The 19,229-nt window shown below is 67.9% G+C and carries 18 protein-coding genes; 9 read left to right on the top strand and 9 right to left on the bottom strand.

All coding sequences use genetic code 11. From position 1 onward, the window contains the following. Window position 1: 1 nt before the first annotated feature. The 4 genes from VPH46_RS09315 to VPH46_RS09300 form a co-directional block, all read right to left on the bottom strand. Window positions 2-424 (bottom strand): lysozyme inhibitor LprI family protein, encoded by a 423-nt coding sequence (locus VPH46_RS09315; protein WP_416610693.1) that lies wholly within the window; start codon window positions 422-424, stop codon window positions 2-4. Between the two features lie 66 nt (window positions 425-490). Beyond that, on the bottom strand, window positions 491-820 hold the full coding sequence (locus VPH46_RS09310; RefSeq protein ID WP_416610691.1) for a hypothetical protein: 330 nt from the start codon (window positions 818-820) through the stop codon (window positions 491-493). A 90-nt stretch (window positions 821-910) separates the two neighbouring features. Then, window positions 911-2,617 carry a DEAD/DEAH box helicase gene (locus VPH46_RS09305; RefSeq protein WP_416610689.1) on the bottom strand — a complete coding sequence of 569 codons (1,707 nt, stop codon included), beginning with the start codon at window positions 2,615-2,617 and terminating at the stop codon, window positions 911-913. A gap of 247 nt (window positions 2,618-2,864) precedes the next feature. After that, a complete protein-coding gene (locus VPH46_RS09300) occupies window positions 2,865-3,929 on the bottom strand; it encodes a VacJ family lipoprotein (RefSeq protein ID WP_416610687.1) in 1,065 nt (354 codons plus the stop codon). A 524-nt stretch (window positions 3,930-4,453) separates the two neighbouring features. Here VPH46_RS09300 and VPH46_RS09295 point away from each other — a divergent pair. Continuing rightward, the gene (locus VPH46_RS09295) at window positions 4,454-6,343 is read left to right on the top strand and encodes an alkyl/aryl-sulfatase (protein ID WP_416610685.1); all 1,890 of its coding nucleotides are present in this window, start codon (window positions 4,454-4,456) and stop codon (window positions 6,341-6,343) included. 10 nt (window positions 6,344-6,353) lie between these two features. Beyond that, a complete protein-coding gene (locus VPH46_RS09290; protein ID WP_416610683.1) occupies window positions 6,354-7,256 on the top strand; it encodes a transporter in 903 nt (300 codons plus the stop codon). A 19-nt stretch (window positions 7,257-7,275) separates the two neighbouring features. Here the strand turns inward: VPH46_RS09290 and VPH46_RS09285 are convergent, their stop codons facing one another. Further along, window positions 7,276-8,112, bottom strand: a complete 837-nt coding sequence (locus tag VPH46_RS09285) for an AIM24 family protein (RefSeq protein WP_416610682.1) — start codon at window positions 8,110-8,112, stop codon at window positions 7,276-7,278. 37 nt (window positions 8,113-8,149) lie between these two features. Further along, window positions 8,150-9,160, bottom strand: coding sequence for a quinolinate synthase NadA (nadA, locus tag VPH46_RS09280; RefSeq protein ID WP_132884415.1), 1,011 nt, complete (start codon window positions 9,158-9,160; stop codon window positions 8,150-8,152). A gap of 135 nt (window positions 9,161-9,295) precedes the next feature. On the opposite strand from nadA, the gene VPH46_RS09275 reads away from it, so the two are divergent. Further along, the gene (locus VPH46_RS09275) at window positions 9,296-10,846 is read left to right on the top strand and encodes a hypothetical protein (RefSeq protein ID WP_416610680.1); all 1,551 of its coding nucleotides are present in this window, start codon (window positions 9,296-9,298) and stop codon (window positions 10,844-10,846) included. Between the two features lie 78 nt (window positions 10,847-10,924). Then, window positions 10,925-11,329: a Dabb family protein gene (locus VPH46_RS09270; protein ID WP_416610678.1), complete on the top strand. Its 405-nt coding sequence runs from the start codon at window positions 10,925-10,927 to the stop codon at window positions 11,327-11,329. A gap of 15 nt (window positions 11,330-11,344) precedes the next feature. On the opposite strand, the gene VPH46_RS09265 is transcribed toward VPH46_RS09270, so the two are convergent. Further along, entirely contained in the window at window positions 11,345-11,767 is a 423-nt protein-coding gene (locus VPH46_RS09265) for a VOC family protein (RefSeq protein ID WP_416610676.1), read from the bottom strand. A 155-nt stretch (window positions 11,768-11,922) separates the two neighbouring features. On the opposite strand from VPH46_RS09265, the gene purL reads away from it, so the two are divergent. The 4 genes from purL (at window position 11,923) to bfr (ending at window position 16,711) form a co-directional block, all read left to right on the top strand. Then, window positions 11,923-14,142 (top strand): phosphoribosylformylglycinamidine synthase subunit PurL, encoded by a 2,220-nt coding sequence (gene purL, locus VPH46_RS09260; RefSeq protein ID WP_416610674.1) that lies wholly within the window; start codon window positions 11,923-11,925, stop codon window positions 14,140-14,142. 451 nt (window positions 14,143-14,593) lie between these two features. Then, a complete protein-coding gene (locus VPH46_RS09255) occupies window positions 14,594-15,850 on the top strand; it encodes a DUF418 domain-containing protein (RefSeq protein WP_416610672.1) in 1,257 nt (418 codons plus the stop codon). Window positions 15,851-15,942: 92 nt separating this feature from the next. After that, on the top strand, window positions 15,943-16,113 hold the full coding sequence (locus tag VPH46_RS09250) for a (2Fe-2S)-binding protein (RefSeq protein WP_125961363.1): 171 nt from the start codon (window positions 15,943-15,945) through the stop codon (window positions 16,111-16,113). A gap of 106 nt (window positions 16,114-16,219) precedes the next feature. Beyond that, on the top strand, window positions 16,220-16,711 hold the full coding sequence (bfr, locus tag VPH46_RS09245) for a bacterioferritin (RefSeq protein ID WP_125961468.1): 492 nt from the start codon (window positions 16,220-16,222) through the stop codon (window positions 16,709-16,711). Between the two features lie 73 nt (window positions 16,712-16,784). Here the strand turns inward: bfr and VPH46_RS09240 are convergent, their stop codons facing one another. Further along, window positions 16,785-17,213, bottom strand: a complete 429-nt coding sequence (locus VPH46_RS09240; RefSeq protein ID WP_416610670.1) for a winged helix-turn-helix transcriptional regulator — start codon at window positions 17,211-17,213, stop codon at window positions 16,785-16,787. Between the two features lie 65 nt (window positions 17,214-17,278). On the opposite strand from VPH46_RS09240, the gene VPH46_RS09235 reads away from it, so the two are divergent. After that, a complete protein-coding gene (locus VPH46_RS09235) occupies window positions 17,279-18,220 on the top strand; it encodes an aromatic alcohol reductase (protein WP_416610668.1) in 942 nt (313 codons plus the stop codon). Between the two features lie 42 nt (window positions 18,221-18,262). On the opposite strand, the gene VPH46_RS09230 is transcribed toward VPH46_RS09235, so the two are convergent. Further along, window positions 18,263-19,042: an SDR family oxidoreductase gene (locus VPH46_RS09230; protein WP_416610666.1), complete on the bottom strand. Its 780-nt coding sequence runs from the start codon at window positions 19,040-19,042 to the stop codon at window positions 18,263-18,265. Window positions 19,043-19,229 lie beyond the last annotated feature (187 nt).

Here is a 19,229-nt window from a genome sequence, read left to right as displayed (position 1 = left end):
GCTATCGCGCCTTGTCCTGGAGCACGGAGGCAAGGTCCGGGCGCGGGAGAATCGGCGGCGTGCTGTCCATGTAGGTGAGCCAGTGGCTCCAGATCACATGGGTGCGCAGCTTCGTGAGGCGCGTGTGGCAGGTGATGCTCATGTGGGTGCGGATCGTGCCGCCGATCCAGTTCTGGTACACACTCGCGCATTCGGCGTCGCGGTAGCGGATCCAGGCGCGCTGGGCCTCGACCAGTTCCTTGGCGGTCTGCGCCTCTCCTTCGCTGCGCAGCCGGCGCATCGCGGCCTGGTAATAGCGGTTCAACTCGGCATCGGCCGCGGCGAGTTCGGCGGAGGCGCAGGCGTCGACCGAGGGCGTGTCGACCCCGGGGCAGGATACGGGCTCCGCCGACTGGAGGAACAGGGCGAGCGCGAACAGGGGCATGGGGAGTCCTTGGAATTGCCGGTTACAGCGATGCCGTGCCGACCAGAAGGCGGGATCAGCGTTGCGCTACATCAGCGGGCGGCGTTGCGGATCGAGGACGATCACCTCCTCGAAGCCGGCGGATTGCAAGCTGTAGATCGCTCCGCCGATGCAGCGATACGGGACGTCGTTCGTGTTCAGCAGGATGCGGGCGCTGCGTCCGGGCTTCGCTTCGGGGCGAGCGGTGGCGAGCAGTTCCTGGGGGGTGACCGGGCGCCCCCCGACTTCGATGGTGCAGCTGGCGGCTGACCCTCGGACGACGATGTCGAACGGCGCGGGCGCCGCCCTGCCCGTCGCATGTCCGGCAAGGGCGAGCGCCAGGGCCGCGATGATCGTGGATGGACGTACCGGCTGCATGGGCGGAGGATGCCGCATGTCCGGCACGCTAGCAACGCGCCTGCCGAGGTGCGGCGGGCACAAAAAAGGGGGCCGGAGCCCCCTCTTCGGTTAGCCGCGCGGGCCGCCGCGGGAACGGAACGGGCGGGCGTGGTGGCGCGGCTGGTTGGGGCCACCGCGGGGCGGGCGCGGACCGCCGGTGCTGCCCGGGGGCGGCGGACCGTCCATCGGCAGCACGCGCAGGTCGTCGTCGCCCTCGCCCGCGGTACGCTTGATCGCGGCCACGAAGCGGCTGGCGACGGCGCGCGGGATCTGGAAGGCGGTCTCGTCCGCGGCGATGCGGATCGCGCCGACTTCCCCCTTGGTGATGTGGCCGCGGCGGCAGAGCAGCGGCAGGAGCCAGCGCGGATCGGCGTTCTGGCGGCGGCCGATGTTCATGCGGAACCAGACGCTGTCCTCGAAGCCCGCACGCGGGCCGTCGTCGCGCGGACCGCGCTCGCCGCGGTCGTTGCCGCCGACGAGGTCCTCGGCCGCGGGCAGCTTGGCGCGATAGGCGCGCACCAGCATGGCGGCGATGTCGGCGGGCTCGCGCCCTTCGAGCAGGCGGGCGCCCAGTGCGCGATCCTCCTCGTCCAGCTCCACCGTGTCGCTGAGCTTGGCGAGCAGGCGCTCGCGATCGGCCTCGCGGATCGCGTCGGCGCTCGGCACCTCGACCCATTCGGCGTTGATCTTGGCACCGCGCAGCATCATCTCGACGCGGCGGCGACGCTGGTACGGCACGACCAGCGCGGCGATGCCCTTCTTGCCCGCACGGCCGGTGCGGCCGGAGCGGTGCTGAAGCGCCTCGGCGTCGCGCGGCAGCTCGACGTGGATCACCAGGCTGAGCGAGGGCAGATCGATGCCGCGTGCGGCGACGTCGGTGGCGACGCAGACGCGGGCGCGGCGATCGCGCAGCGCCTGGAGGGCGTGGTTGCGCTCGTTCTGGCTGTGCTCGCCCGAGAGCGCCACGGCGTCGAAGCCGCGCTCGACCAGGCTGGCGTGGAGGCGGCGGACGGCTTCACGGGTGGCGCAGAAGAGGAAGGCGGTGTCCGGCTCGTGGAAGCGCAGCAGGTTCACCACTGCGTGCTCGATGTCGGACGGGGCGACGGTGACGCACTGATAGGCGATGTCACCGTGGCCGCGATCGGCCGAGAGCGTCTCGATGCGGAGCGCGTCGCGCTGGTAGCGCTTGGCGAGTGCGACGATCGGGCGCGGCATGGTCGCGGAGAACAGCAGCGTGCGGCGGCCGTCGGCGGTCGCGTCGAGGATCTGCTCCAGGTCCTCGCGGAAGCCCATGTCGAGCATCTCGTCGGCCTCGTCGAGCACCGCCACTCGGATCGCCGACAGGTCGAGCGCGCCGCGTTCGAGATGGTCGCGCAGGCGGCCCGGCGTGCCGACGACGATGTGGGCGCCGTGGCTGAGGCTGCGACGCTCACGCGACGGGTCCATGCCGCCGACGCAGGTGGCGATGCGGGCGCCGGTCTGGCCATAGAGCCAGCCGAGTTCGCGCGCGACCTGGAGCGCGAGCTCGCGGGTCGGGGCGATGGCGATGGCGAGCGGGGCGCCGGCGGGGCCGATCGCGCCATCCTCCCCCAACAGTTGCGGAGCCATGGCGAGGCCAAAGGCGACGGTCTTGCCGGAGCCGGTCTGGGCGGAGACGATGAGGTCGCGCCCTTCGGCTTCGGGCTGGACGACGGCGGCCTGGACGGCCGTGGGCGCTTCATAGCCACGCGCAACAAGCGCCGCGGCGAGCGGTTCGGGAACTTTACCAAAGGGCATGGGGGCGCAAATGGCCCTTTCCGAGCCGTGGCACAAGGGCTTACGGTACCGGAGAGTCCCGGCGCGGGAGGCCGGCGCCGCCCCAGGGCGCGGCTTGGGGCGGATGCGACACTGGCGCACAAGGCCGATCGCGCTTCAGACTCCGCCCGTTCGTTCCATCCTCATCAAACCGCTGGGATAGGGCATCCCCGCCAGGCAAGCCGCACGCGGCGCGCGCTGGTAGGACCGGAACACGCAACCCCGGGGCTCAGTTTCCCTCGACCGGCTCCGAGGATTCGGGCTGCGGGGCTGGGGTTGGCTTCGGCTCCAGATACTTGGGGACGAACGGGTTCACGCTCGGCGGCGGCCCCGACATGCCGGCCGGATCGCCCTCGACGCGCCCGCGCAACTGGTCGATCTCGGCCTGGCGTCGGTTCAGATAGAATGCCCGGGTTGCGGCATAGGGATCGGGCGAATTGTCGTGCAGGTCCTTGAGCGTCTGATCGAATTCGGAACGATGATCGAGCGCGCCCAGGACCCCGGCGGGCACCGAATAGCTCAGGCTCGTGAACGGACTGCCGACGCCGACCGGCAGGACCAGCCGATCGACGGCGCCGCCCAGCAAGTCCCGGACGGTCGTGGGGCCGACCAGGGGCAGGAACAGGAACGGCCCGTTCTTCACGCCATAGAAGCCCAGCGTGTTTGCAAACCCGTTCGACCGCCGCGGCAGATGGAACGGCTTCCGCTTGGCCATGTCCACGAACCCGGCAGCGCCGACGGTGGTATTGATCACGAAGCGGCCGACCGTCTCCGCTGCCTTCCCAGGCTTGAGCTGAAGCAAGAAGTTCAAGAACACGATCGGTTCACGGATGTTGTACAGGAAGTTGTGGATCCCCTTGCGGATCGGGCTGGGCACAGTCTTCTTGTAGGTTCTTGCGACAGGTCCGATGACGGTGTCGTCGACCTTCTGCGTGACGGCAAAAGACTCGGCATTCACCGCGCGCAGCGGGTCTCCTGCCGGCTCCCGGCGCCCCGTGATGACGATGTCACCGTGCGCCGCCTCTTCGGCAGACGGCACCTGGAGGGGCGTAGCCGAGTCCGACGGGGGCACCGTACCCGGCGAGTCCGGCGAGACTTGAACCGGAACGACCGCCGGCGGAGCCGCCGTGCTGGACTGAAGCGGCTGCGCCGGAAGGAGTGCCGGATCGACAAGCAGGACGGAGGGCGAAGCCAGGGTTGCCGAGGCAGCGCTCGCCGCGGTCGGGAAATCCGCCGCCGGCACTGAGCCCAGGGGGATGACCGCGAGCAGTAGCGCACCGGATACCGTCAACATCTACGCTCATCATCCTGTCGACTGGCTTCACCCGAATCTGAAGCACTGCAACCGGTAACATGCGCTTTCGAAGCCAAACGGCATAGGGATAATCGGCGCACGAAGCGCGTGCCGCTGGGCCTCGGGGGGAGAAGAGCGGGCCATGGCGGCCCCGGGCCTGCCTGGTTGTTGCCGCCGACGAAGTCGCCGAGGGCGCCGAGGTCGAGCGCGGCGACGCGACGGTGCCCCCAACCCTGCCCGCCCAGCACGCCTGATAGCGGCCGATAAGGAAGCCTGCACCCGGGTGGATCGGAACCGGCAGCTTGGAACGACGACTGCCGCGCTCAGTGCCGAAAAAGCACGGTGCCGCAACTTCAGCCACAATAACGATGATGCCATGAAAATGCAGCGGAACAATTCTACTCTATACTTGTATTCGTATTGATCAACAGGGGTGTTGTTTCATGAGATCGCTGGCTCGCGTCCTTTCGGCGCCGTTTCTCTTTTTGTGCCCCGCGCTCTCCCAGGCACAGGAGCAACAGAGCGTGACCACGGCCACGACGGAGTCGCAGCAGCGATTTCTAAAAACCCTCGATTTTTCCGACACCTCCGATTTTGAGGACGCGAAAAAGGGGCTTGTTGAAGCGTTCAACGATGTCATCCGCGATGCGGAAGGCAAGGTCGTGTGGGACATGAAGTCCTATGCGTTCGAGAACAACGCGCAAGCACCGGCGACCGTCAACCCGAGTTTGTGGCGCCAGGAGCGGCTGAACAATATCGCCGGATTGTTCAAGGTTTCCGAACATATCTACCAGGTTCGGGGGCTCGACCTCTCCAACATGACGATCATCGAGGGCAAGTCGGGCCTCATCATCGTCGACCCGCTGATTTCTTCCGAGACCGCGGCGGCCGCAATGGCGCTCTATCGGAAGCATTTCGGCAACCGGCCCGTCGTCGCCGTGATCTACTCGCACTCTCACGTAGATCATTATGGCGGCGTGAAAGGCGTGGTCAGCGAAGCGGATGTTCTCGCCGGAAAGGTGAAGATCTACGCGCCTGACGGCTTTCTGGAGCACGCCGTTTCGGAAAACGTCTACGCCGGCACCGCGATGAGCCGCCGGGCACAATATATGTACGGTGCCCTGCTTCCGAAGAGCCCGACCGGACAGGTCGGCGCCGGCCTGGGCAAGACCACCTCCCGCGGCACCGTGGGCCTGATCGCGCCGACCGACAGCATCGGCGTGGGCGGGAAAGCAGTCGAACAGGTCACCATCGACGGGCTGCAGATCGAGTTCCAACTGACGCCGGGAACCGAAGCGCCGGCGGAAATGAACATGTACATTCCCGCCTATCGCGCGCTCGGCGCCGCCGAGAACGCGACGCACACCCTGCACAACGTGCTGACCATCCGCGGCGCGCAGGTGCGCGACCCCAGCGTCTGGTCTTCGTACCTCGACGACACGATCGCCCGCTATGGCGCCACCACCGAGGTATTGTTCGCGCAGCACCACTGGCCGACCTGGGGCACCGCGCGGATTTCGGCCATGCTTGCCGACCAGCGGGACATGTACCGGTACATCAACGATCAGACGCTGCGGCTCATCAACCTCGGCTACACGCCGATGGAAATCGCCGAGGAACTAAAGACCCTTCCGCCGGCACTCGGCAAGAAGTGGTATAACCGGGACTATTACGGCTCGATGAGCCACAATGTGCGCGCGGTATATCAGCGCTACATGGGGTTCTACGACGGGAATCCGGCGAACCTGAACCCCCTGCCTCCCGTGGAAGCCGCGAGGAAATACGTCGCCTCGATGGGCGGCGAGGACAAGGTCATCGCGCTGGGGCGCACGTCCTTTGCCCAGGGCGACTATCGCTGGGTCGCCGAACTCATGAAGCACGTCGTGTTCGCGAACCCGCAGTCGGCGGCGGGCAAGGCCCTCCTGGCCGAGACGCTCGACCAGATGGGCTTTCAGTCCGAGAACGGAACGTGGCGCAACGCGATGCTGATGGGCGCCTTCGAGCTGCGCAACGGCGTACCCAAGGGCGCCGGGGGTACGGCATCCCCGGATACGATCAAGGCCATGCCGCTCGCCATGTACTTCGACTATCTGGGCATCCGGTTGAACGGTCCCAAGGCTGCTGCGAGCGGAGACCTCAAGCTCAACTGGGTGTTCTCCGACCCGGCGGAGACCCATGTCGTGACGGTGCGGGGTGGCGCGCTCACCCATCGCAAGGACGACGCATCTTCGGACGCGACGGCAACCCTCTCCCTGTCGCGCAAGACGCTGGATGCGATCACGCTGGGCCAGACCAGCTTCGATCGGGCGATCGGGGACGGTTCGATCCGGATCTCGGGAGATCGCAGCGCCGTCACCAGGCTGTTCTCCAACCTCGACACCTTCCCGATCTCCTTCAACATCGTGACGCCGTGAGGTCGCGACCATGAGCAAGCACCATGCCGCGTTCGCGACCGTTCTAGCCGGCGGGCTGATCCTGGCGTCCCCGTCCGCCTTCGCCCAGGGCGCCCGGGACTGGGAGAATGTCCCCGTCGATACGAACATCCTGTTCCTCTACTATACCTATTCGAACACCGAGGCCTCGGTCGATCCGTCGCTGCCGATCGAGGGCGTATCGGTGGACGCGCATGTGCCGATCGCGCGCTATGCGCGGTCCTTCGGCATCGCGGGCCAGGCCGCGGGTGTTCAGCTGATCGTCCCCTATGGCTTCGTGACGGCACGTCTGGATGGGACGAACCTACAGACCTACAGCGAGGGCCTGGGCGATGTGAACGCCGTCTTCGTCATGAACATCGCGGGCGCGCCTGCCCTGACCCGCCGCGAGTTTGCCACGTGGCAGCCGAACGCCTACCTCACCGGGTCGATCGGCGTGACGGCGCCGACCGGAGCCTATGACGCGGAAAGTCTCCTCAACATCGGCAAGAACCGGTGGATGGTGAAGCCGCAGCTTTCGTACGGGAAATACTTCGGCCCGCGCACGCTCTTTGCCCTGAACGGCAACGTCCAGTTGTTCGGCGCGAACGACGCATATCGAGGCGACGGCAGGCTGCAGCAAAAAGCCCTGTTCGGCGTCGACGGGCACCTCAGCCACGACGTGGGCGATCGGGCCTGGCTGTCGCTGGACGCCGTCTACGCCCATGGCGGGACCACCAAGGTCGACGGCGTCGGGCAGGACAACCGGCAACAAACGCTGAGGCTCGGGGCGAGCGGCAGCGTCAGTCTGGACCGGGCGACGGCGATCAACATCGCCTTCACCCGCTCCGCGGCGAAGAAGGACTATACGCCCTCGGCCACCACCTTTTCGGTGAACCTGAACAGAGCGTTCTGAACAGACGCGCGCGCTTGCCCTAGTTGTTGCCGCCGACGAAGTCGCCGAGGCCGCCGAGGATCGAGCCTTCGCCGCGGTTCTGGCCGCCCCGGCTGCCGGCGGCCGCCAGCATCCGGCCTGCCAGGCGCGAGAAGGGCAGCGACTGGATCCAGACCTTGCCGGGGCCGCGCAGGCGGGCGAAGAACAGGCCCTCGCCGCCGAACAGCACGCTCTTCACGCCGCCTGCCGTCACCAGGTCGAAGTCCACCGTGTCGGTCATGGCCGCCAGGCAGCCGGTGTCGACGTGCAGTTCCTCGCCCGGTGCCAGCGTGCGTTCGACGACGGTGCCGCCCATCTGGACGAAGACCCAGCCGTCACCCTCCAGCTTCTGCATGATGAAGCCCTCGCCGCCGAACAGGCCGGTGAGCACACGCTTCTGGAAGTGGATGCCGATCGACACGCCCTTGGCCGCGGCGAGGAAGCTGTCCTTTTGGCAGATCAGCCGTCCGCCGAGGTCGCCCAGGCGCAGCGGCAGGATCGCGCCGGGCGTGGGCGAGGCAAAGGCGACCCGCGCCTTGCCGTGGCCCTGGTGGGTGAAGACGGTGGTGAACAGGCTCTCGCCCGTCACCAGCCGGCGGCCGGCGCCGAGCAGCTTGCCCATGAAGCCGGCACCCTGCCCGCCGCTGCCGTCGCCGAACACCGTGGTCATGTCGACCGCGGCATCCTTCCACACCAAGGCCCCCGCCTCCGCCACCGCGCTTTCGCTGGGATCGAGCTCGATCTCCAGGAACTGGAGCTCCTGGCCCTTGATCTCGAAGTCGATGTCGTCGGCGATGCTGCTGCTACGATGGTGCTGCCAGGGGCTCGGATGCGGCATGGGAACTTCCTCTCGCGGGTGGGTCAGGCGCGGGCCATCAGTCTCCGGTGACGCGGACGGGGCCGAGGTCGCCCATGCCGACCGTGCCGCTGGCCATGCCGAGCATGCGGTCGAGCGAGACCTTGGCCTTGAGGCGCAGGCTTTCCTCGATCTCGATGCGCGGCTCCAGGTCGCGCAGCGCCAGGTAGAGCTTCTCGATCGTGTTGAGCGCCATGTACGGGCAGATGTTGCAGTTGCAGTTGCCGTCGGCCCCGGGCGCGCCGATGAAGCGCTTTTCCGGCATCGCCTTTTCCATCTGGTGGATGATGTGCGGCTCCGTCGCGACGATCAGCGTGTCGCCGGGAACGGTCTGCGCGTACTCCAGGATGCCGCGGGTCGAGCCGACATAGTCGGCGTGGTCGAGGATCACCGCCGGGCATTCCGGGTGCGCCGCGACCGGCGCGCCGGGATGCTCGGCCTTGAGCTTCAGCAGTTCGGTTTCCGAGAACGCCTCGTGCACGATGCACACGCCCGGCCACAGCAGCAGGTCGCGCCCGGTCTTGCGTGCGAGATAGCCACCGAGATTGCGGTCCGGGCCGAAGAGGATCTTCTGGCTGGGCGGGATCTGGCTGAGGATCTTTTCCGCCGAGGACGAGGTGACGATGATATCGCTGAGCGCCTTCACCTCGGTCGAGCAGTTGATGTAGGTCAGCGCGATATGGTCCGGGTGCTGGGCGCGGAAGGCGGCGAACTGCTCGGGCGGGCAGCTGTCCTCCAGGCTGCAGCCGGCGGCCATGTCGGGCAGCACCACGATCTTTTCGGGGCTCAGGATCTTAGCGGTCTCGGCCATGAAGCGGACACCGCAGAAGGCGATGACTTCGGCGTCGGTTGCCGCGGCCTTGCGCGAGAGGTCCAGGCTGTCACCGACGAAATCGGCGAGGTCCTGGATCTCCGGCTTCTGGTAATAATGCGCGAGGATGACGGCGTTGCGCTCCTTGCGCAGCCGGTCGATCTCTCCGAGCAGGTCGACGCCGGCCAAGTTGCCGCCGATGCCGTTGCGTGCGTCCATTCCAACTTCCCCCGCGTGCCCATGATGCGGGCCACAAAGCGCCCACATGGCCATTTGCGCACGGTGCGGCAAGATGGCTGACATGCGCGACCGCGCTCGATAGGCTGCGCGTCAGGGACAAGGGGGAGAGGACGAATGCGTCGGTCGATACGGCTTGCGTCGATGATCCTGGCGCTGACGACGGCGGCGGTGCCGGCCAGGGCGGAGTGGTACCAGGCGACATCCAAGCACTTCATCGTCTTTGCCGAAGGCAATGCGGAGTCGGTCAAGGAGCGGGCCGAGGAGCTGGAGCTGTTCGACGGCGTGTTCCGCTACTTCCAGAACGTGGCGGCGCGGCCGGAGGACGAGTCCAACAAGGTGACGCTCTATGTCGTGCCGAACGACAGCGCGGTGCGGCGGCTCTACGGTTCGAACAGCGCCAACATCGCCGGCTTCTACGACGGGCGGGCGAGCGGTTCGGTGGCCTTCACCCCGCAGCGAGGCCTGGGCGGCGAGGGATCGGATCGCGAGCAGGCGCGGATCGTGCTGTTCCACGAATATGCCCATCACCTGCTGCTGGGCAATTTCGCCGCCGCCTATCCGGCCTGGTTCTCCGAGGGCTATGCGGAGTTCCTGTCGACGGTGTCGTTCGACAAGGAGACGGCCTGGATCGGCAAGCCCGCGCAGCACCGCGCCTATTCGCTGCTGCACGGCGATCCGCTCCCCGCCTCCGAGCTTCTCTCCGTCAACATGAGCACGATCCGCAGGGACCAGATGGACGGGCTGTACGCGCGCGGCTGGCTGCTCACCCACTATCTCACCATCGCGGCGCCGCCCGAGCGGCGGGCGCAGTTCGCCAAGTATCTGGCGGCGGTGAACCAGGGGAAGCCGAGCGTCGAGGCCGCGCGCGAGGCGTTCGGCGACCTGAAGCAGCTCGACAAGGAGCTGAACGCGCGGCTGAAGGGGCGGACCTTCCCCGCGCTGCGGTTCGGGCTGGACAAGCTGCCGAAGCCGGTGGTGCAGGTCCGGCCGCTCAGCCCCGGCGAAAAGGCGATGATCGGCCTGCGCATGCGGTCCGACCGCGGGGTCAATACCAAGACCGCACAGCCGATCCTGGAGGACGCGATCCCGATCGGCGCGCGCTATCCGGGCGACGCGGTCGTGCAGGGCTGGCTTGCCGAGATGGCGCTGGACGCGCGGCGCTATGACCTGGCCGAAGCGGCGGCCGACCGCGCGCTGGCGATCGACCCGAACTCCTCCCAGGCGCTGGTCTACAAGGCGCAGGTCCTCCTCAACCGGGCACGCGAGGCGCAGACGACCGACCCGGCCGTGTGGAAGGAGGCGCGCAGCTGGCTGTTGAAGGCGAACAAGATCGACCCGAACGACGCTTATACGCTGCTGCTCTTCTATTCGAGCTTCGGCATGGCGGGCGCGGTGCCCACCGCCAATGCCAAGCAGGCGCTCGCCCGCGCGCATGAATTGGTGCCGCAGGACGATGCGGTGCGCTTCGCCTATGCGCACCAGTCGCTGATCGACGACCGGGTGGACGACGCCAGGCGGGCGCTGCGCCCCCTCGCCTATTCGGCGCACGCCGCCCCGGACAACGGCGCAGCGCGGCTGCTGGCGCTGCTCGACGCGAAGAAGTCCGGCAAGGAGGTGGTGGCGGCGATGGAGGCGGAAGGTGCGGAAGGTGGCGGTGCCGACTGAAGCGCCGACTGGCACGACCCGCACGAGCAGACACCGCCTGCGGACCCGATCGCAGGCGCGGCAAGGATGGAGACAGGCATGATCGTGAACCGTCGAGGATGGATGGGGCTGGCTGCGGCACTGGGGCTGCCGGTGCTCGGATCGCGCGCCGCGGCCGCGGCGGCGCCCCGGCAGGGCCAGATGGTGCATCACGTCTTCTTCTGGCTGAAGGAGCCGGGACGCGCGGGCGACCGGGAGAAGCTGATCGCCGGCCTCAAGACGCTGCGCGCGATCCCCGAGATCCGGGAGCTGCGGGTCGGCGTCCCCGCCCCCACCGAGCAGCGTTCGGTGGTGGACAGCAGCTATCATGTGTCCGAGCTGATGGTGTTCGACACGGTGGCAGACCAGGCGCGGTACCAGGATCACCCGGTCCACAAGCGCTTCGTGGAGACGTGCGGCGATCTGTGGGCGCGCGTCGTGGTCTATGACAGCATCGACGTCTGAGGCGCCGCCGCGGGTTCAGGCCGCGAAGGTGACGAAACCGTTCTCGTCGATGGCCCAGGCCGGGTTCCACGCGATTTCCCAGGCGTGCCCGTCCGGGTCGGCGACATAGCCGCGATAGCCGCCGTGCGGCGGGGCATCCGCCGGCCGGAGGGTGCACCCGCCCGCCGCGACCAGTTGCTCCATGACGGGTTCGACGTCCGTCTGGGCCGGCACGTTATGCGCCAGCGAGAAGGCGCCGCCCGCCCCAGAGCCGAACCGATTCATGTCGCGTTCCAGCGCCGCACGGTCGAAGGTGCCGAGGACCAGCCCGTTCATCTGGTAGAAGACGATCTCCGCATTTTCGAACACGGGCGTCCAGCCGAAGCCATGCATGTAGAAGCGCCGGGATCGGTGCAGGTCCGCGACGCCGAGCGTGATGACCGAAATCTGCTGCTGCACGTGCGCGCTCCTCCTATCGGTTTCCTCGCCATGGTCGAGCGGAGCGCCGGTCCTGGCAAGAGGCCTGTCCGGCAGGGGCGAAAATCCGCAGCCAGCCGCGGGTCTGCGCGCCTGCCCTCTAGCCCGTTCGCGCCGGTGTCGCTAAGGGCTCGCGCATGACCCAGATCACGCCCGAGATCGTCGCCGAGCACGGCCTTTCCCCCGAGGAATATGAGCGCGTCCTGCACGCGATGGGGCGCGAGCCCAATCTGACGGAGCTGGGCATCTTCTCGGTGATGTGGTCCGAGCACTGCTCGTACAAGTCGAGCCGCATTCACCTGAAGAAGCTGCCGACCGAGGGACCGCAGGTGATCTGCGGGCCGGGCGAGAACGCGGGCGTCGTCGACATCGGCGACGGCCAGGCGGCGATCTTCAAGATGGAGTCGCACAACCACCCGTCCTACATCGAGCCTTACCAGGGCGCGGCGACGGGCGTCGGCGGCATCCTGCGCGACGTGTTCACCATGGGCGCTCGGCCGGTCGCGAACCTGAACGCGCTGCGCTTCGGCCGGCCCGACCATCCCAAGATGCGCCACCTGATCGCGGGCGTGGTCCACGGCATCGGCGGCTATGGCAATTGCGTGGGCGTGCCGACTGTCGGCGGCGAGGTGAACTTCCATCCCGCCTATGACGGCAACATCCTGGTCAATGCGATGACCGTGGGCGTCGCCGACACCGACAAGATCTTCTATTCGGCCGCCTCGGGCGTCGGCAATCCGATCGTCTATGTGGGGTCGAAGACCGGCCGCGACGGCATCCACGGCGCGACCATGGCCTCGGCCGATTTCGGCGAGGATTCGGAGGAGAAGCGTCCCACCGTCCAGGTCGGCGACCCCTTCACCGAAAAGCTGCTGATCGAGGCGTGCCTGGAGCTGATGGCGTCCGACGCGATCGTGGCGATCCAGGACATGGGTGCGGCGGGCCTCACCTCCTCCTCGGTCGAGATGGCATCCAAGGGCGGCGTGGGCATCGAGTTGGTGATGGACGATGTCCCTCAGCGCGAAGAGGGCATGACGCCCTATGAGATGATGCTGTCGGAGAGCCAGGAGCGCATGCTCATGGTGCTGAAGCCCGGCCGCGAGGACTTCGCCGAGGCGATCTTCCGCAAGTGGGAACTCGACTTCGCGATCATCGGCCGCGTGACCGACACCGGCCGCATGGTGCTGAAGTGGAAGGGCGACACGGTTGCCGACATTCCGCTGGCGCCGCTCGCCGACGAGGCGCCGCTCTACGACCGCCCGCACGTGCCGACGCCCAAGCCGGCCGAACTGACCAACGTGCCGGCCTGCGGAGATCCGGCGGCGGACCTGCTCAAGCTCATGGGCTCGCCCGACATCGCCAGCCGGCGGTGGATCTGGGAGCAGTACGACCACATGGTCGGCGCCGACACCGTGCAGCGCCCCGGTTGCGACGCCGCGGTGGTGCGCGTCCACGGCACCAAGAAGGCGCTGGCGATCACCACCGACTGCACGCCGCGCTATTGCTTCGCCGACCCGGTCGAGGGCGGCAAGCAGGCGGTGGCCGAGGCGTGGCGCAACCTGACCGCGGTGGGTGCCACCCCGCTCGCGATCACCAACTGCCTGAACTTCGCCAACCCGCAGCGGCCGGAGATCATGGGCCAGATCGTCGGCTGCCTGGAGGGCATGGGCGAGGCCTGCCGCGCGCTCGACTTCCCGATCGTGTCGGGCAACGTGTCGCTCTACAATGAGTCGAAGGCGACCGGCGGCGGCTCGGCGATCCTGCCGACGCCGGCAATCGGCGGACTGGGGCTGATGGCCGACTGGGAGAAGTCGATGACCATCGCCTTCAAGCAGACCGGCGACATCATCATCGCGCTCGGCAACCGCTCCGGCCATCTCGGCCAGTCGCTGTGGCTGCGCGAGATCCACGGCCGCGAGGAAGGCCCGCCGCCGCCGGTGGACCTGGAGCAGGAGCGCCGCACCGGAGACTATCTGCGCGCCGCGATCACCGCGGGCGTGGTTACGGCCGCGCACGACGTCTCGGATGGCGGCCTCGCAGTCGCGCTCGCCGAGATGGCGCTGGCCGGCAACATCGGCGCGATCCTCGACAAGAAGCAGCCGTACGATCACGCCTGCTCCTTCTTTGGCGAGGACCAGGGCGTCTACCTGGTGACGGTGCACGACCACGCGCTGCTCGACTTCCTGAAGGGCGCGCAGGCCGCCGGGATCGACGCGGAGCCGATCGGCCGCACCATCGGCAGCCGGCTGATCTTCGAGCTGGCCGACGGCGACTTCGTCGTGTCGCTCGACGCGCTGCGCACGGCGCATGAGGGCTTCTTCCCCAATCTGATGGGCAGCGACGCCGCCCTCGCCTGACGGAACTGCCAGGGGCTGTCGATCGAGGCAGCCCCGGCCCACCCCACGCACTCCCCGCAGGCGAGACCTCTGCGAAACTCCTGACCGTGCTCCTGCGAAGGCAGGAGCCCCGGGTTCCAGGCGCCGCGAGGGGTTGGTCTGCCTGGCCCTGGATTCCTGCCTGCGCAGGAATACGGTGTGACCCTGGGGCGGCGGCCCCTGCTTTGCAGCGGTTTCCCGTAGGCGGGATCGAAGGTCTAGCCGGGCAACGGGCGCTGGCGCTCGGGACCCTGGGCTCCCGCCTTCTCGGGAGCACGGAAGAGAGCGCGAGCGGGTTGCCCCGTTCATCCGCCTTCGCGACTGGACCCCGGCCTTCGCCGGGGTACGGGAGAAGAAGGGGTCGGGGCCGGTTCGACTTCTGCCGGGCGCGTTCCTGTTCTAGAACCCCGTCGGGGCGAATGGGGGAACAGCGATGGCGACGACGCAGGCCGACCGAATCGGGTCGCTGGATACGGTGCGCGGGTTGGCGGTGCTCGGCATCCTGCTGATGAACATCGTCGCCTTCGCGATGCCCGATGCGGCGTACATGAACCCGAAGGCTTATGGCGGGCACCAGGGGATCGACCTGGCGGTCTATCTGGTCAACTTCGTGCTGTTCGATGGCAAGATGCGGGGGCTGTTCAGCTTTCTGTTCGGCGCGTCGATGCTGCTGGTGATCGACCGGGCCGCGGCTAAGGGCGAGAGCCCGGCGCGGGTGCACTTCCAGCGCATGGCCTGGCTGTTCGTGTTCGGCATCGCCCACCTGCTGCTGCTGTGGTGGGGCGACATCCTGAACCAATATGCGGTGATCGGGGCGATCGCCTATACGTGCCGCAACGCGAGCGTGCGGGCGCTGGTGACCCGCGGGGTGGTGCTCGCCGGGGTGGCGTGGCTGTTGTACGCCATGATGCCGCTGGGCGTAATGGCGATGCAGGCGGGCATCCATGACCCCGACCCTGCCAAGGCCGCCGAAGCCGCCAAGTCGCTGCGCGCCTTTATCGACACCATGGGCGTCCCCGGCCCTGCCCATATCCAGGAGGAGCTGGCGCTGCATCGCGGCAGCTGGAGCGGCCTGGTCGCGCATCGCTGGGGAGAGCTGGCGCATTCGCTGTCGACCACGCTGTTCGTGGGGGCGGAGACGCTGGGGTACATGCTGCTGGGCATGGCGGGGTTGCGTTCGGGCATGCTGACGGGCGGCTGGTCGCGGGCGCGCTATGCGCGGTGGATGCTGGTGGGCTTCGGCGTGGGCATCCCGGGCTATGCGCTGCTCGCGGCATGGCTGGTCTCGCGCGATTTCGAGCTGCTGACGGTGGCGACCGCAACCATGCCCCTCGCCGCGCTGCTGCGCGTGCCGATGATCCTGGGCTGGGGGTGCCTGATCCTGCTGGTGGCGCGGCCGGGCGGCGGGCTCACCGAGCGGCTCGCTGCGGCCGGGCGGATGGCGTTCACCAACTATCTGACCACCAGCATCGTCATGACCACGCTCTTCTACGGCTATGGCCTGGGCTGGTACGGGACGCTGTCGCGGGCGGCGCTCTACCCGATCGTGTTCGCGATGTGGGCGGCGATGCTGCTGTGGTCGCCGGCTTGGCTCGCCCGCTTTCGCTACGGGCCGTTCGAGTGGCTGTGGCGTTCGCTGGCGCGACTCGAACTCCAGCCGATGCGGCGGACGTCCGTTCTGCCCCGTTGATGGCGCAGACCCCCGATTTGCGAATGCGTCGCAAAACAGTTGCGAGCAATTCGCAATGGCGCTACCCGGTTCTCGTCAACAAGGAATCGGCAATGGTCGTCTGCGTTTGCAATGCGATTCGGGAAGACGAAGTCCGGCGGGCGGCGCGGTCCGGCGCGATGAGTGCCTGTCAGGCCTATCGGGCGCTTGGCCGGCAGGCGAAGTGCGGACAATGCGTGCCATTCGCACGCGAGATCATCGACGAGGAGCGCGCGATTGCGTGACGCTTGCAGGTAGAAAAACCGCAGATTTCCGCCGTTTTTTACCTGTTCAAACCGGGATCAGCACCGTAGATTCACGCCCATAATTTACCAGCAAGGGCATGTGAACGTGAAGGGTGATCCCAAGGTCGTCGAATTCCTCAACGAGACGCTCCGCAACGAGCTGACGGCGATCAATCAATATTGGTTGCACTACCGGATGTTCGATCACTGGGGGGTGTACAAGCTCGCCAAGTTCGAGCGCGAGGAATCGATCGAGGAGATGAAGCACGCCGACCGGCTGGCGGAGCGCATCCTCTTCCTGGACGGCCTTCCCAACTTCCAGCTGCTCGGGCGCCTGCGCATCGGCGAGACCGTGGTCGAGGCGATCAAGGCCGACCTGGCGCTGGAGCTGGAAGCCGTCGCGCAGCTGCGCGAGGCGATTGCGTACTGCGAGAGCGTCCGCGACTTCGTCAGCCGCGACCTGTTCGCCGAGATCCTCGAGAATGAGGAAGAGCATGTCGACACGCTGGAGCGCCAGTTCGAGATGATCGAGCGCATGGGCCTAGAGAACTACATCGCCCTCAATGCGAAGTCGGAATATGACGTGAAGGAAGGCTGAGCCTCCCTACCCGTTTCCGAAAAGATGGGGCCGGCGGCGACGCCGGCCCTTTTTTGTACGCGGACGAATTGGCTCAGCCCTGATCCGCATCCGCGCCGTCGAAGCGGCGTCGGGCGGCTCGAAACGCGTCTGCGTTGTCGATCACCCAGGTCCAGAGCGGCAGCATGCCCACCAGCAGCCCGCGCCCAAGCTCCGTCAGGCGATAGTCGACCCGCGGCGGCACCTCCCGATAGTCGTGGCGGGAAATCAGTCCGTCGCGCTCCAGCTGGCGCAGGGTACGCGTGAGCATCCGCTGGGTGACCCCGTCCAGCCGCCGGGCGAGTTCCGCGTGGCGCAGCGTTCCAGCGACCCCCAGCGCATGGACGATGCCCAGCGACCAGCGGTTGCCGGCATGGGCCAGCACCTCCCGCTTCAGGCCGTCGTCCGCGTCGCTCAGCGCCGCACAGGCGGCCTGCGATTGGGCGATCACGTCTTCGAAGCTGCTTTTCGGGTGCGGTATCACGCCTGTGCCTTCTTTTGCTCGCGGATCGGCGAGCCATCTCCCCCACCCGATTGGAGGAGATACGAATGCACGACACCGAACCCAAGCCCGATGCGACGCTCGTCCTCGGCGCGGGCGAACTGGGCATGGCGATGCTGGAGGCGCTCGCCGACGGGCGCACGGCGGACGGACGCACGCTGAGCGTGTTGCTGCGGCCCCGGCAGGACCCCGACGCTGCCGAGGAGCGGATCGACGCACGGTTGCACAGCCTGGGCATCGACATCGTGCGCGCGGACCTGGCCACGGAGACGGAGGACGCGCTTGCCGCGGTGTTCGCGCGCTTCGACACCGTGATCTGCTGCACGGGCTTCGTCGGCGGGCCCGGCACCCAGCGCAGGATCACCGCGGCCGTGCTGAAGGCAGGGGTGGAGCGTTATGTCCCCTGGCAGTTCGGCGTCGACTATGACGTCGTAGGGCGCGGCAGCGGCCAGCCGGTGTTCGACGAGCAGGCCGATGTGCGCGACCTGCTGCGCGGCCAGTCGCGCACGCGCTGGACGATCGTGTCGACGGGCATGTTCACCAGCTTCCTGTTCGAACCGGCGTTCGGGCTGGTCGACCTGGAACATGGCCGGGTGCATGCGCTCGGCAGCTGGGAGCATCGGCTGACGGTGACCACGCCTGAGGACATCGGCCGGCTGACGGCGGCGATCCTGGCGCATCGGCCGCGGCTGGACGATCGGGTGGTGTACGTGGCGGGCGACACCGTATCCTATGCCGAGCTGGCGGACCGGGTGGAGGCCTATCTGGGGCGGCCGGTGGAGCGCGTGCTGTGGAGCATGGAGCAGCTGCGTGCGGACGCGGCGGCGCATCCAGGGGACGGCATGCGCGCCTACCGGCTGGCGTTCGCGCGCGATACCGGCGTCGCCTGGGACCGGGAGCGGACGTTCAACGCAGCGCAGGGGATCGCCGTCACCGATGTCGCCCGCTGGCTGCGGCAGCACCGCGCGGCGGGAGGTGGTCGCGGCTAGGCCAAAGGCGGCGGGCGCGGTCGGCCGCGCCCGCCGCCGCGGTCAGCCGGGGGACGCGGCGGAGCCCGCCAGCAGGCCGCCGTCGACGTGGATCTCGGTCCCGGTGACGTAGGTCGCCTCGTCCGAGGCGAGCGTCACCGCGATGGCGGCGACTTCGTCCGGCATGCCGAAGCGCTTGAGCGGGGTGTCGGCCACCAACGCCTGCATCCTCGCCTCCCGGTCCCGGCCGCTGCCCAGCATCGGCTCCCAGATCGGGGTGAGGATGGCGGCCGGGTGGATCGAGTTGCAGCGAATCTGCCAGCCCTGCTGCGCGCAATAGAGCGCCACCGTCTTGCTGTGGTTGCGGATCGCCGCCTTGAACGCGGCATAGGCCGCTGCCCCCGGGATGCCGACGAGCCCCGAGCGCGAGGAGATGTTGAGGATCGAGCCCCTTCCCGTCCCCTTCATCGCGCCGATCGCGTAGCGGCAGCCGAGAAAAGTGCCGTCGAGGTTGACGCGATGCACCGCGCGCCAGTCGGCGAGGCTGGCGTGTTCGGGATCGTGGGGCACCATGCCCCCTTCAAACCCGGTGATGCCGGCGTTGTTGACCACGACATCGGCCACCGGAACGATGCCGGCCAGCCGCGCCCAGTCGGCTTCCTCGCGCACGTCGACGGGTTCGAACCGGCAGCCGATCTCGGCGGCCGCAGCCGCTCCCATGGCGGCGTCGATGTCGGTGGCGACAACGATCGCCCCTTCGTCGTGGAAGCGGGCGGCGATGGCGCGGCCGATGCCACGCGCGGCGCCGGTGACGACGCACGTCTTGTTCTTCAGTCGTTGCATGATGTTCTCGAAACAGAGTCCGGTCGGCGGATCGCTCCGCTGGCGCAGGTTTTTGCCGCGTTAGAGCATTTTCCGATCAGTCTGCATCGTAGCCGGCGTTGGCGAAGTAGTTGGCGCACTCCTGTGGTGAGTAGAGGTCGAGGATGCGGCCGATGGCGTTCCACAGGCCGTGGATAGTGCGTTCGGC

The organism is Sphingomonas sp. MJ1 (PH-R8), from assembly GCF_048058635.1.
In the GTDB taxonomy this organism is placed as follows: domain Bacteria; phylum Pseudomonadota; class Alphaproteobacteria; order Sphingomonadales; family Sphingomonadaceae; genus Sphingomonas.
Note: the sequence above shows the minus strand (reverse complement) of the source record. Positions and strands in the feature narration are given on the sequence as shown.